Raw genomic sequence first — 11,765 nt, forward strand, 5'->3', positions numbered from 1 at the left:
CATGGTTGCCTCCCTCCCTAGATTTTCCCGCGAAAGAATACACGACGAAGCCACCAGGCGCCCAGGGCAAAAAGCACTGGCAGGCCGATCAGCCACGACCACACCGGTAAGCCCAGCACATCGCGATAGAGCTCGTGTTCCAGGGTGGCGACTATGGCAAGACCGATGAACAGGAAAGCCGAACTGGTGCTGATGGCCAGGCGGCGCAGGCCACTACGCAACTCTTGGCGGATACCGGCAAGGTCTGGATTTTCCACCCGCAAGGGCAACTGCCCTTGATGTGCCTGACGCAACAGACCGTGCAGGAGTGCTGGCATCTCCGGCATCACCAGACCCCATTGGGGAAACTGCTGCCGCAGGGCATTCCACCAGGCCTGGGGCCCCCGTTGACGATTGAGCCAATCGCGCAACAAGGGTGTCGCAATCTCCCAAATGTTCAGGGAAGGATTGAAATCCCGAGCGATGCCTTCGACATTGACCAGGGTCTTCTGCAGCAGCAGCAGTTGCGGCTGGGTCTGCATCTGGAAGGTACGCGTGGTCTGAAAGAGGCGCAGTAGCAGTTGGGCTACCGAAATCTCGTTCAGCGGTTTTTCAAAGATGGGCTCCGCCAACGCCCGTATCGCCGCCTCAAAATCCTGGATATTGGTATCTGGGGGAACCCACCCCGCCTCCACGTGCGCCTCTGCCACCCGGCGATAGTCGCGATTGAAGAATGCCACCATGTTCTCGGCCAGGTAATGTTGGCTTGCCTCGTCAAGGCTGCCCATGATGCCGAAATCCACGGCGATGAAGCGACCGTTGTTGGGGTCGACAAAAATATTGCCCGGATGCATGTCGGCGTGAAAATACGAATCCCGGAACACCTGGCGAAAAAAAATCTCCGCTGCCCGCCGCGATAGTTGGTCGAAGTCTATGCCGGTGGCCCGCAGGGCTTCCCGATGGCCGATGGGGATACCGTAGATGCGCTCCATGACCAGGACCTCGGAGCTGCAGTAATCCCAATATATCTCCGGCACATACAGAAGTTCCGGCTCCCCCTGGAAGTTGCGTCGCAGTTGGCTTGCGTTGGCCGCTTCGCGCAAAAGATCGAGTTCGCCGCGCAGGGTCTTGGCGTACTCTGCGACCACGGCGCGCACGCGTAGCCGCCTGCCCTCCTGGGAGTAGCGCTCGGCAAAATCTGCGAGGGAGGCGAGGATGCCCAGGTCCTGTTCGATGACCCGGCGCAGGCCCGGTCGGCGAATCTTGATGGCGACGGCGCGTCCGTCCAGCAATTCACCAAAGTGCACCTGAGCGATGGAAGCTGCTGCCGCAGGCTCGGCCTCGATGCTTTTGAAGACCTTGGTGAGCTCCACGCCCAGGCTGGTTTCTATCCGTCTGTGCGCCTCGGCCGAGGAAAAGGGCGGCACGGCATCCTGCAGGCGCGCGAGTTCCTGAGTGATGGCATCTGGCAGCAGGTCCCTTCGGGTCGACAGCATCTGTCCCAACTTGATGAAGGTGGGACCGAGATTCTCCAATGCCATGCGCAGACGTACCGGAAAATCCCCCTCCGGTTTTGGCATGATCCACAGCAGGGGATTGAGCTTGAGAATGGCCTGATAGGGTTTCAGGAGTGGCAGAAAATAGAGGACTTCGTCCAGACGATAACGGACCAGCACCCGGGTGATGACCAGGATTCGCAAAAAACGCAGGTAGGATTGGCGCATGACGCGATTCTAGCACGGAAAGCGGCGACAACGATGCGCAGGCGCAAATGAAAACGGGCCCAAAAGGGCCCGTTTCTACCGTTGCGTCGAACCGTTACTGCTGTACGGTCTTCTCCACCTTGATGCTGGAGTTGATCTCGACGCGCTGGTTCAGGAAGCGTCCCTCGGGGGTCGCGTTGCTCGCCACCGGGTCGTTGTAGGAGTGTCCCTTCAGGACCATCCGATCGCGCGGCACGCCATGGCGCTCCAGATACTGAGCGACACTTTCGGCACGAAGCTTGGAGAGCTTCAGGTTGTACGCGTAGGTGCCGACCTTACTGCAATAGCCGTTCACGTCCAGGACGGCATCCGGATGCTGCTTGGCGAAATCGGCCACCTGGTCCAGGACCTTGATGTCCCGATCCAGAAGCTTATAGGAATTGAACTTAAAATTGATACCGGTGATGGTGATGGGCTTGCTCACCAGGACGGTCTTTTCCACCGGCGCGATGGGCGCTGGGGCGGGCGCAGGTGCGGGAGCCGGTGCCGGAGTCGGTTTGGCAGCCACCTTGGGAGCGCAGTAGGCTGGCGTCGCTCCGTCCGTTACTGGACGACCGCCGCGTACACACTGCCCCGTGCCCGTCACCACCGGTTGACCCTGTCCGTTGATGGCGTATCCTTCGTAGGCGTTTTCCGCCAGCGCTGCGGTGCTCACGAGCCCGGCAGCAAGCCCTGCAATCAGTGCCACTCTCTTGTTCTTGATCATAATTTAACCCTCCTCTTGTCAAGCCGCTGCCCCGTTTGCTCAGCGGAGAACGTAAACAACTCGAGAAGAATGTTGTAAACGGGCAACGATGTCAAGGCGCGGTCTGCCAAATCCCCTTGCGCGGCTGTCGCCCCGTATGGCATGTTGTCGCAATATGGTCATCGGCGAGGCCCCACCGGTGTGCCCATCGCCCTCGTCACCCGAGCGTCCGCCGGCGGAATTCATCGGTACCGTCGTCTGCGGGCTAGTTCCACTTGACACTGTTCGGGCCCGCGCCCATAATTCGCCGCTACCGTGGGAGGGGTTCCCGAGCGGTCAAAGGGATCAGACTGTAAATCTGACGGCTCTGCCTTCGGAGGTTCGAATCCTCCCCCCTCCACCATAACGCTTTGCAGTGCCTCGGCTTCGGTCGTGCGGGTGTAGTTCAATGGTAGAACCTCAGCCTTCCAAGCTGATGGTGTGGGTTCGATTCCCATCACCCGCTCCAAGTACAGGCCCACATAGCTCAGTCGGCAGAGCACTTCCTTGGTAAGGAAGAGGTCACCGGTTCGAATCCGGTTGTGGGCTCCATTTTCGTTGATCTTGGGTCTTGCTTTTTTGGAGAAAGTCTGATGTCCAAAGGAAAGTTTGAGCGGACGAAGCCGCATGTGAATGTGGGGACGATTGGTCATGTGGACCATGGGAAGACCACGTTGACGGCGGCGCTGACGAAGGTGTTGTCGGCGAAGTTTGGTGGTGAGGCGCGGGCCTATGACCAGATTGATAATGCGCCGGAGGAGCGGGCGCGTGGGATTACCATTGCGACCTCGCACGTGGAGTACGAGACGGAGAACCGGCACTACGCGCACGTGGATTGTCCTGGGCATGCGGACTATGTGAAGAACATGATCACGGGTGCGGCGCAGATGGACGGTGCGATTCTGGTGGTTTCTGCGGCGGACGGGCCGATGCCGCAGACGCGGGAGCACATTTTGCTGGCGCGTCAGGTGGGTGTGCCGTACATCGTGGTCTTTATGAACAAGGCCGACATGGTGGACGATGCCGAGCTCCTGGAGTTGGTGGAGATGGAGGTGCGGGAGCTCCTGTCCAAGTACGATTTCCCTGGGGACGACATTCCGGTGGTGATCGGCTCGGCCCTGAAGGCTTTGGAAGGGGATCAGAGCGACATTGGTGAGCCGGCCATATTCAAGCTGGCGGCGGCGATGGACAGTTACATTCCCATGCCGGAGCGGCCTATCGACAAGACCTTTTTGATGCCCATCGAGGACGTGTTCAGTATTTCTGGGCGTGGTACGGTGGTGACCGGGCGTATTGAGCGCGGCATCGTCAAGGTGGGCGATGAGATTGAGATCGTGGGGCTGCGGCCGACGAGCAAGACCACGGTGACGGGTGTGGAGATGTTCCGCAAGATTCTGGACCAGGGTCAGGCGGGCGACAACGTCGGGGTGTTGTTGCGGGGTACCAAGAAGGACGAGGTGGAGCGTGGGCAGGTGCTGGCCAAGCCGGGCAGTATCAAGCCGCACACCCGTTTTGAGGCGGAGGTGTATGTGCTGTCCAAGGAAGAGGGTGGTCGGCACACGCCGTTTTTCAATGGGTATCGGCCGCAGTTTTACTTTCGGACGACGGACGTGACGGGGGCGGTGGAGTTGCCCGAGGGTGTGGAGATGGTGATGCCTGGGGACAACATCCAGTTCAAGGTGACCCTGATTGCGCCCATTGCCATGGAAGAGGGGCTGCGCTTTGCGGTGCGTGAGGGCGGTCGAACCGTCGGCGCCGGCGTCGTGTCCAAGGTGGTGGAGTAGTTTCAGCAACGGAGTAAAGCGTTGGAAAGCGGCGGCACGCTCCGCCGTTTGCCGTCTGCAGGGCAGTAGCTCAATTGGTAGAGCAGCGGTCTCCAAAACCGCAGGTTGGGGGTTCGAGCCCCTCCTGCCCTGCCATTTTTAAAGGTGCAGCGTTCATGTCGGAGCAAGTGAAACTCTATTCCGCGGCAATCCTGGCCGCCTTGGGGGTGTTCGCCTACTTCCTGATCCCGCTGCATCTGGGTGCGCTGTATCCCAGTCTGGCCCTGATTGTCGCCTTGGCCCTCGCGCTTCTGGTATTTGCCACCAGCGCTGTCGCCAAGGCGCTCGTTTTGTTTTTCCGCGAAGCCTACGTTGAACTGCTCAAGGTGGTCTGGCCGACGCGCAGGGAAGTGTTGCGCAGTACGGGCGTCATCTTGCTGCTGATCATCGTCATAGCCATCTTCTTGTGGCTCGTGGATATAGCCTTGCTGGCGATTGTGCGCTTTGCCTTGGGGGGCGTGGGATAATGACGATGCGATGGTATGTGGTGCACGCCTTTTCCAGCTTTGAGAAAAAGGTGCAGGCAGAGATCCGCGAGCGGGCGAAGCGGGAAGGGCTGGAGGATCAGTTTGGCGAAATTCTCGTCCCCGTCGAAGAGGTGGTGGAGATGCGCAATGGTCAGAAGACCAGTTCCCAGCGCATGTTCTACCCCGGCTACGTGCTCGTGCAGATGGAGATGAACGATCAGACCTGGCACCTCGTGAAACACACTCCCCGGGTCACGGGCTTTGTCGGTGGGTCCGTGGGTAAGCCGCACCCCCTGAGCGAGGCCGAAGCCAACGCCATTCTTGATCGCATCAAGGAGGGGGTCGAGAAGCCGCGTCCCAAGTTCAGCTTTGATGCCGGTGAGCAAGTCCGGGTCATCGACGGGCCCTTCAAGGACTTCAACGGTGTGGTCGAGGAGGTCAACTACGAAAAGAGCAAGTTGCGCGTCTCGGTCACGATTTTCGGACGTTCCACGCCAGTGGAGCTGGACTTTGGTCAGGTAGAGAAGATCTGATCGTTTGTTGCGAGGGAGCCTCTTCGGCGTTTGCACCTCATGGAGAGTTGAATGGCAAAAAAGATTACCGGTTACATCAAGTTGCAGGTGAAGGCGACCCAAGCCAATCCAAGCCCGCCCATCGGTCCTGCTCTGGGTCAGCGCGGTCTGAACATCATGGAGTTCTGTAAGGCCTTCAACGCGCAGACACAGGGCATCGAGCCGGGTTTGCCCCTGCCCGTGATCATCACCGTTTACGCCGACAAGAGCTTCACCTTTGAGGTCAAGACCCCGCCAGCGCCGGTTCTGCTCCTGAAGGCGGCAGGCCTTGCCAAAGGCAGTGGACGTCCAAACACCAACAAGGTGGGTAAGGTCACCGAAGCGCAGGTCGAGGAGATTGCCAAGACCAAGATGCCGGACCTCAATACCCAGGATCTGGAGTCGGCCAAGCGCAGTATTCGTGGCACTGCCCGCAGTATGGGCCTGACGGTGGAGGGTTAGCCCATGGCCAAGGTATCGAAGCGAGAGGCCGCCCTGCAGCAGTTGGTGGATCGGAGCAAGCGTTATGCGGTGGACGAGGCGCTGGCCCTGGTGAAGCAGGGGGCGACGGCGAAGTTCGACGAGTCCGTGGATGTGGCCGTGGGTCTGGGAATCGATCCGCGTAAGTCCGATCAGGTGGTGCGCGGTGCGGTGGTATTGCCCAAAGGCACCGGCAAGACCATGCGGGTAGCGGTTTTTGCCACCGGGGACAAGGCTACCGAGGCCCGGGAAGCTGGTGCGGATCTCGTCGGCATGGAGGATCTGGCCGAGCAGGTCAAGGCTGGGCAGATGGATTTCGATGTGGTCATTGCGACTCCCGACGCCATGCGCGTCGTGGGTGGCCTTGGGCCGGTGCTTGGACCACGCGGACTGATGCCCAACCCTAAGGTGGGTACGGTGACGGCGGATGTCCGTACCGCCGTTCAGAATGCCAAGGGCGGCCAGGTACGTTATCGTGCCGACAAGGGTGGTATCATTCACAGTAGCATCGGCAAGGCCTCCTTCAGCGTCGAAGATCTGCGGGAGAACCTGCTGGCGCTCATGGACAGCCTGAAGAAAGCCAAGCCCGCCACCAGTAAGGGAATCTACATTCGTAAGATCAGTGTTTCGCCCACCATGGGTCCCGGTGTACCCGTGGATCCGTCCGGGCTTTAAGGTTTCGTCCGCAGTGACGAAAAGTCGGCGCAAGCCGGCGTTCAAAGACCGCAGGGGGCTTCGGCCTTAAACATCCCACCCTGCGCAGGCGACGGCGCGCCAGAAATTTTGGCCGCCTCTGTCCACATGGAGGTAGCAGTTCAATGAGTCTCAAGCTCGCAGAAAAGGAACAGGTGGTCGCTGCACTGCAAGCGAAGCTCGAGGGTATGCAAGCTACCGTGGTTGCGGAGTATCGGGGTCTGACCGTGGCGCAGATGACGGAATTGCGTGCGGCCGGGCGTAAACAGGGGGTATTGATTCAGGTGGTGAAGAACTCACTCCTGCGCCGCGCCCTGAAAGACAGCCCCTTCCTGGTGATGGATCCTCTGCTCAAGGGCCCTCTGGTCTTTGCGGCCAGTGCGGATCCGGTGGCCATGGCCAAGCTCTTCACGGACTTTGCCAAGCGCAACGACAAGCTGATCATCACCGGTGGCGCCCTGGGTTCACAGCTCATGGATGCCCAGGCTCTGGCGCAGCTCAGCAAGATGCCCTCCCGCGAGGAGTTGTTGGCCAAGCTCATGGGTACCATGCAGGCCCCCATCTCCACCTTCGTGCGCACACTCAACGAGGTTCCCGGGCGCTTCGTCCGTACCCTCGCGGCAGTGCGCGATCAGAAAGCAGCGTAATTCATTCATATTTTCATAGGAGTATAGATCATGGCGTTGTCCAAAGCCGAAATCCTGGATGCCATTGCTGGCATGACCGTTCTCGAGCTCTCCGAGCTCATCAAGGATATGGAGGAGAAGTTTGGGGTGTCTGCCGCCGCGGTGGCGGTGGCTGCGGGTCCTGCCGCCGCCGGCGGCGGTGGTGAGGCCGCTGCAGCGGCTGAGGAACAGACGGAATTCGACGTCATCCTCACCTCTGCCGGCGCCAACAAGGTCAATACCATCAAGGTGGTGCGCGCCATCACCAATCTCGGGCTGAAGGAAGCCAAGGATCTGGTGGATGGTGCTCCGAAACCGGTCAAGGAAGGTATCTCCAAGGCCGAGGCCGAGAGCATCAAGGCGCAGCTGGTTGAAGCTGGTGCCCAGGCAGAAATCAAGTAATCGTAGTATTTTAGGTGCCTTGGCTGGCGACGCTGGACGTTGCCAGCCCCTTATTATTGGCGGTGGTCATCGCCATTGTCGGATCTCTTCTTAGCGAGCGTCGCGCGGAGCACTCATGGCCTATTCTTTTACTGAAAAGAAACGGATTCGTAAAGACTTTGGCAAGAGCCAGAGCATTCTGCAGGTGCCCTATCTGTTGGCTACCCAGATGGATTCGTATCGGGATTTTCTGCAAGCCGACGTGCCGGCGGCTGCGCGCAAGGAGGTCGGACTGCAAGAGGTTTTCCGTTCGCTCTTCCCCATGGAGAGCTACTCTGGCAATGCCAGTCTGGACTTTGTGTCCTATCGCCTGGAAAAACCGGTGTTTGATGTGGTGGAGTGCCGTCAGCGGGGCCTGACCTACTGTGCGGGCCTGCGCGTGCGGCTGCGCCTGGCACTCTACGAGAAGGACGACAGCACTGGTGCCAAGCGCATCAAGGACGTCAAGGAACAGGACGTCTACATGGGCGAACTTCCCCTCATGACCGACCACGGTGCCTTTGTCATCAACGGCACGGAACGGGTCATCGTGTCGCAGTTGCACCGTTCTCCCGGCGTTTTCTTCGACCACGATCGCGGTAAGACCCACTCTTCGGGCAAGCTGCTCTTCAACGCGCGGATCATCCCCTATCGCGGTTCCTGGCTCGACTTTGAGTTTGATCCCAAGGATCACATCTATGCCCGTATCGACCGGCGGCGTAAGTTGCCGGCCACCACGCTGCTGCGCGCCTTGGGCTATAGCACCGAAGACATTCTGGCGATGTTCTTCGAGACGGACACCTTCCGCATCGACGGCAAGCGTATCTTCTATCACCTGATCCCCCAGCGTTTGCAGGGCGAGACGGCGGTTTTCGATATCGTCCATCCCAAGACCGGTGAAGTGGTGGTGGCGGCGGGCAAGCGCGTGACAGCGCGTCATGTGCGGCAGTTGAGCGAGCTGGGTGGGGAGCAGGAGGTCGAGGTTCCCGAGGCCTTTCTCCTCGGCAAGGTGCTGGCCCAGGATCTGGTGGATGAGGCCACCGGTGAGGTCATCGTGGCGGCCAACGAGGCTCTGGATGCAGAAATCCTCGCGCGGCTCTACGCTCTGCCAGCCCGTAGCCTGCGCACACTCTATACCAACGAGCTGGATCGCGGCGCCTACATCTCCGAAACCTTGCGCATCGATACCGCGCGCGACGCCCACGAGGCGCAGCTCGAGATCTACCGGTTGATGCGTCCCGGTGAACCGCCCTCCAAGGACGCTGCCCAGAATCTCTTCCAGGGGCTTTTCTTCAGCCCCGATCGCTACGATCTCTCCGCCGTTGGCCGGATGAAGTTCAACCGGCGGGTGGGACGGGAAGAGATCACCGGCCCCGGGGTGCTGAGCAACGAGGACATCATCGACGTACTCAAGGTTCTGGTGGCCCTGCGCAACGGTCAGGGCGACATCGACGACATCGATCACCTGGGTAACCGTCGTGTGCGTTCCGTGGGTGAACTGATGGAGAATCAGTTTCGGCTGGGTCTGGTGCGCGTCGAAAGGGCGGTGAAGGACCGCCTGGCCCTGGCCGAGAGTGAGGGCTTGACGCCCCAGGATCTCATCAACGCCAAGCCCATCGCGGCGGTGGTCAACGAGTTCTTTGGCTCCAGTCAGCTGTCCCAGTTCATGGACCAGACCAATCCCCTGTCGGAGGTGACCCATAAGCGCCGCGTATCGGCCCTGGGACCAGGCGGTCTCACCCGCGAGCGTGCCGGGTTCGAAGTGCGCGACGTGCATCCCACCCACTATGGGCGCATATGTCCCATCGAAACGCCGGAAGGGCCCAACATCGGCCTGATCAACAGCCTTTCCTGCTACGCCCGGACCAATGCCTACGGCTTCCTGGAGACGCCCTACCGGCGGGTGATCGCAGGCCGGGCGACGGACGAGGTGGTATATCTGTCGGCCATCGATGAGGGCAACTACGTCATTGCCCAGGCCAACAGCACCCTGGACGACGACAACCGCTTGGTGGATGAGTTGGTCTCCTGCCGCCATCGCAACGAAACCGTTCTGGCCAATCCCGATCAGGTCCAGTTCATGGACATCTCGCCGCGTCAGATCGTGTCGGTGGCGGCGAGCCTCATCCCCTTTCTGGAGCACGACGACGCTAACCGCGCGCTCATGGGTTCCAACATGCAGCGTCAAGCGGTACCCACCGTGCGCTCCCAGGCACCCTTGGTGGGAACGGGGATGGAGCGGGTGGTGGCCATCGATTCCGGTGCCGCCATCAAGGCGGTACGGGGTGGGGTGGTGGACAGCGTCGACGGTGCGCGTATCGTAGTCCGGGTCAATGACGAGGAAACGCTCCCGGGCGAGCCTGGTGTCGACATCTACAACCTGGTGAAGTATGCCCGCTCCAACCAGAACACCACCCTCAATCAGCGCCCCATCGTCAAGGTGGGGGATGTGGTGGCCCGTGGTGACGTGCTCGCCGACGGTCCCAGTACGGAAATGGGAGAGCTGGCTCTGGGGCAGAACATCCTGGTGGCGTTCATGCCCTGGAATGGCTATAACTTCGAGGATTCCATCCTGATTTCCGAGCGGGTGGTGGCGGAGGATCGCTACACCACCATTCACATCGAGGAATTCTCCGTCTTTGCCCGCGATACGAAGCTCGGACCCGAGGAGATCACCCGCGACATCCCCAACGTCGCCGAGGGCGCGCTGCGGCATCTGGACGAGTCCGGCATTGTCGTCATCGGTGCCGAGCTCGCGCCCGGAGATATCCTCGTGGGTAAGGTCACGCCCAAAGGGGAGACCCAACTGACCCCCGAGGAAAAACTCCTGCGCGCCATTTTCGGTGAGAAGGCCTCGGACGTGAAGGACAACTCCATGCGCATGCCGGCGGGGATGTACGGTACCGTCATCGATGTCCAGGTGTTCACCCGCGACGGCATCGAAAAGGATGCCCGGGCCAAGGCCATCGAAGAAGAGCAGTTGCGTAAGATCCGCAAGGACGTCCACGACGAGTACCGGATCTTCGAGCAGGATAGTTTTCAGCGCATCGAGCGTCTGCTCCTGAACAAGGTGGCGGAGGGCGGTCCCAACGGCCTTGCGGCGGGCGCCAAGATCACCAAGGCCTACCTCAAGGACTTGCCTCGCAGTCAGTGGTTCGACATCCGTCTGCGCAGCGAGGAGAGCAATGCGGCCCTGGAGCAGATCCGGGCGCAGCTGGAGCAGCAACGGGAGCGTCTGGATGCGGTGCTGGAAGAGAAGCGGCGCAAGTTGACCCAGGGGGATGACCTGAGCCCCGGTGTGCTGAAGATGGTCAAGGTGCACGTGGCGGTGAAGCGTCAGCTCCAGCCCGGTGACAAGATGGCCGGGCGCCACGGCAACAAGGGCGTGGTATCCAAGATCGTGCCCGTGGAGGACATGCCCTATCTTGCCGATGGTACGCCAGTAGACATCGTCCTCAATCCTCTGGGCGTACCTTCCCGCATGAACGTCGGGCAGATTCTCGAGACGCACCTGGGCTGGGCCGCCAAGGGTCTGGGCCGGCGCATCGAGGAAATGCTGGAAAACCAGCGGCAGGTGAGCGAGATCCGCGCCTTCCTGAAGGAGATCTACAACCGCGCCGGCAAGAAGGAAGACCTCGATCAGCTCAACGACGAGGACATCCTCGAGCTCGCGCGTAATCTGCGCGGCGGTGTGCCCATGGCTACCCCCGTTTTCGACGGCGCTTCGGAAGAGGAAATCCGCGACATGCTGGAGCTTGCCGGGCTGCCGCGCAGTGGCCAGGTCACGCTCTACGATGGCCGCAGTGGTGAGGCGTTCGATCGACCGGTTACCGTCGGCTACATGTACATGCTGAAGCTTCACCACCTGGTAGACGACAAGATGCATGCCCGCTCCACCGGTCCCTATAGCCTGGTCACCCAGCAGCCGCTGGGCGGCAAGGCGCAGTTTGGTGGCCAGCGGTTTGGCGAGATGGAGGTCTGGGCCCTGGAGGCCTACGGTGCGGCCTACACCCTGCAGGAGATGCTCACGGTCAAGTCCGACGACGTGTCCGGACGCAGTAAGATGTACGAGTCCATCGTCAAGGGCGATTTCCGCATGGATGCCGGCATGCCCGAGTCCTTCAATGTGCTCTTGAAGGAGCTGCGGTCGCTTGCCATCGACATCGAACTGGAACAGTCCAACTAAAGGTCCACAGGCGG

At 60.5% G+C, this 11,765-nt stretch carries 10 protein-coding genes and 4 tRNA genes; 12 read left to right on the forward strand and 2 right to left on the reverse strand.

Annotated features, from left to right (window positions below):
• Positions 1 to 17: 17 nt before the first annotated feature.
• Both ubiB and ACAty_RS03000 read right to left on the reverse strand, forming a co-directional pair.
• A complete protein-coding gene (gene ubiB, locus ACAty_RS02995) occupies positions 18 to 1,703 on the reverse strand; it encodes a 2-polyprenylphenol 6-hydroxylase (protein ID WP_014002389.1) in 1,686 nt (561 codons plus the stop codon).
• Positions 1,704 to 1,797: 94 nt separating this feature from the next.
• Positions 1,798 to 2,448, reverse strand: coding sequence for an OmpA family protein (locus ACAty_RS03000; RefSeq protein ID WP_014002390.1), 651 nt, complete (start codon positions 2,446 to 2,448; stop codon positions 1,798 to 1,800).
• A gap of 297 nt (positions 2,449 to 2,745) precedes the next feature.
• On the opposite strand from ACAty_RS03000, the gene ACAty_RS03005 reads away from it, so the two are divergent.
• The 12 genes from ACAty_RS03005 (at position 2,746) to rpoB (ending at position 11,751) form a co-directional block, all read left to right on the forward strand.
• Positions 2,746 to 2,830 (forward strand) — tRNA-Tyr (locus tag ACAty_RS03005).
• Positions 2,831 to 2,861: 31 nt separating this feature from the next.
• Positions 2,862 to 2,935, forward strand: a tRNA-Gly gene (locus ACAty_RS03010).
• 7 nt (positions 2,936 to 2,942) lie between these two features.
• Positions 2,943 to 3,018: transfer RNA gene (locus tag ACAty_RS03015), tRNA-Thr, on the forward strand.
• Between the two features lie 41 nt (positions 3,019 to 3,059).
• Complete coding sequence (gene tuf, locus ACAty_RS03020; RefSeq protein ID WP_004867925.1) at positions 3,060 to 4,250, forward strand: elongation factor Tu; 1,191 nt, start codon at positions 3,060 to 3,062, stop codon at positions 4,248 to 4,250.
• Between the two features lie 59 nt (positions 4,251 to 4,309).
• Positions 4,310 to 4,385: transfer RNA gene (locus tag ACAty_RS03025), tRNA-Trp, on the forward strand.
• 20 nt (positions 4,386 to 4,405) lie between these two features.
• Positions 4,406 to 4,756: a preprotein translocase subunit SecE gene (gene secE, locus ACAty_RS03030; RefSeq protein ID WP_004867923.1), complete on the forward strand. Its 351-nt coding sequence runs from the start codon at positions 4,406 to 4,408 to the stop codon at positions 4,754 to 4,756.
• A 5-nt stretch (positions 4,757 to 4,761) separates the two neighbouring features.
• Complete coding sequence (gene nusG / locus ACAty_RS03035; RefSeq protein WP_004867921.1) at positions 4,762 to 5,289, forward strand: transcription termination/antitermination protein NusG; 528 nt, start codon at positions 4,762 to 4,764, stop codon at positions 5,287 to 5,289.
• Between the two features lie 51 nt (positions 5,290 to 5,340).
• Positions 5,341 to 5,769 carry a 50S ribosomal protein L11 gene (gene rplK, locus ACAty_RS03040; protein ID WP_004867919.1) on the forward strand — a complete coding sequence of 143 codons (429 nt, stop codon included), beginning with the start codon at positions 5,341 to 5,343 and terminating at the stop codon, positions 5,767 to 5,769.
• Positions 5,770 to 5,772: 3 nt separating this feature from the next.
• The gene (rplA, locus tag ACAty_RS03045; protein ID WP_004867913.1) at positions 5,773 to 6,462 is read left to right on the forward strand and encodes a 50S ribosomal protein L1; all 690 of its coding nucleotides are present in this window, start codon (positions 5,773 to 5,775) and stop codon (positions 6,460 to 6,462) included.
• Between the two features lie 143 nt (positions 6,463 to 6,605).
• Positions 6,606 to 7,127, forward strand: a complete 522-nt coding sequence (gene rplJ, locus ACAty_RS03050) for a 50S ribosomal protein L10 (protein ID WP_004867909.1) — start codon at positions 6,606 to 6,608, stop codon at positions 7,125 to 7,127.
• 30 nt (positions 7,128 to 7,157) lie between these two features.
• Positions 7,158 to 7,547, forward strand: coding sequence for a 50S ribosomal protein L7/L12 (rplL, locus tag ACAty_RS03055; protein WP_004867905.1), 390 nt, complete (start codon positions 7,158 to 7,160; stop codon positions 7,545 to 7,547).
• Positions 7,548 to 7,662: 115 nt separating this feature from the next.
• Complete coding sequence (gene rpoB / locus ACAty_RS03060; protein WP_004867903.1) at positions 7,663 to 11,751, forward strand: DNA-directed RNA polymerase subunit beta; 4,089 nt, start codon at positions 7,663 to 7,665, stop codon at positions 11,749 to 11,751.
• The last annotated feature ends 14 nt before the right edge of the window (positions 11,752 to 11,765 follow it).

Origin of the sequence: Acidithiobacillus caldus ATCC 51756, from assembly GCF_000175575.2 — a bacterium.
Classification (GTDB): domain Bacteria; phylum Pseudomonadota; class Gammaproteobacteria; order Acidithiobacillales; family Acidithiobacillaceae; genus Acidithiobacillus_A; species Acidithiobacillus_A caldus.

Excerpts from the sequence above, each read along its gene's own strand:
- ubiB (WP_014002389.1), bottom strand. The coding sequence starts at position 1,703 with ATGCGCCAATCCTACCTGCGTTTTTTGCGAATCCTGGTCATCACCCGG.
- ACAty_RS03000 (WP_014002390.1), bottom strand. The coding sequence starts at position 2,448 with ATGATCAAGAACAAGAGAGTGGCACTGATTGCAGGGCTTGCTGCCGGG.
- tuf (WP_004867925.1), top strand. The coding sequence starts at position 3,060 with ATGTCCAAAGGAAAGTTTGAGCGGACGAAGCCGCATGTGAATGTGGGG.
- secE (WP_004867923.1), top strand. The coding sequence starts at position 4,406 with ATGTCGGAGCAAGTGAAACTCTATTCCGCGGCAATCCTGGCCGCCTTG.
- nusG (WP_004867921.1), top strand. The coding sequence starts at position 4,762 with ATGCGATGGTATGTGGTGCACGCCTTTTCCAGCTTTGAGAAAAAGGTG.
- rplK (WP_004867919.1), top strand. The coding sequence starts at position 5,341 with ATGGCAAAAAAGATTACCGGTTACATCAAGTTGCAGGTGAAGGCGACC.
- rplA (WP_004867913.1), top strand. The coding sequence starts at position 5,773 with ATGGCCAAGGTATCGAAGCGAGAGGCCGCCCTGCAGCAGTTGGTGGAT.
- rplJ (WP_004867909.1), top strand. The coding sequence starts at position 6,606 with ATGAGTCTCAAGCTCGCAGAAAAGGAACAGGTGGTCGCTGCACTGCAA.
- rplL (WP_004867905.1), top strand. The coding sequence starts at position 7,158 with ATGGCGTTGTCCAAAGCCGAAATCCTGGATGCCATTGCTGGCATGACC.
- rpoB (WP_004867903.1), top strand. The coding sequence starts at position 7,663 with ATGGCCTATTCTTTTACTGAAAAGAAACGGATTCGTAAAGACTTTGGC.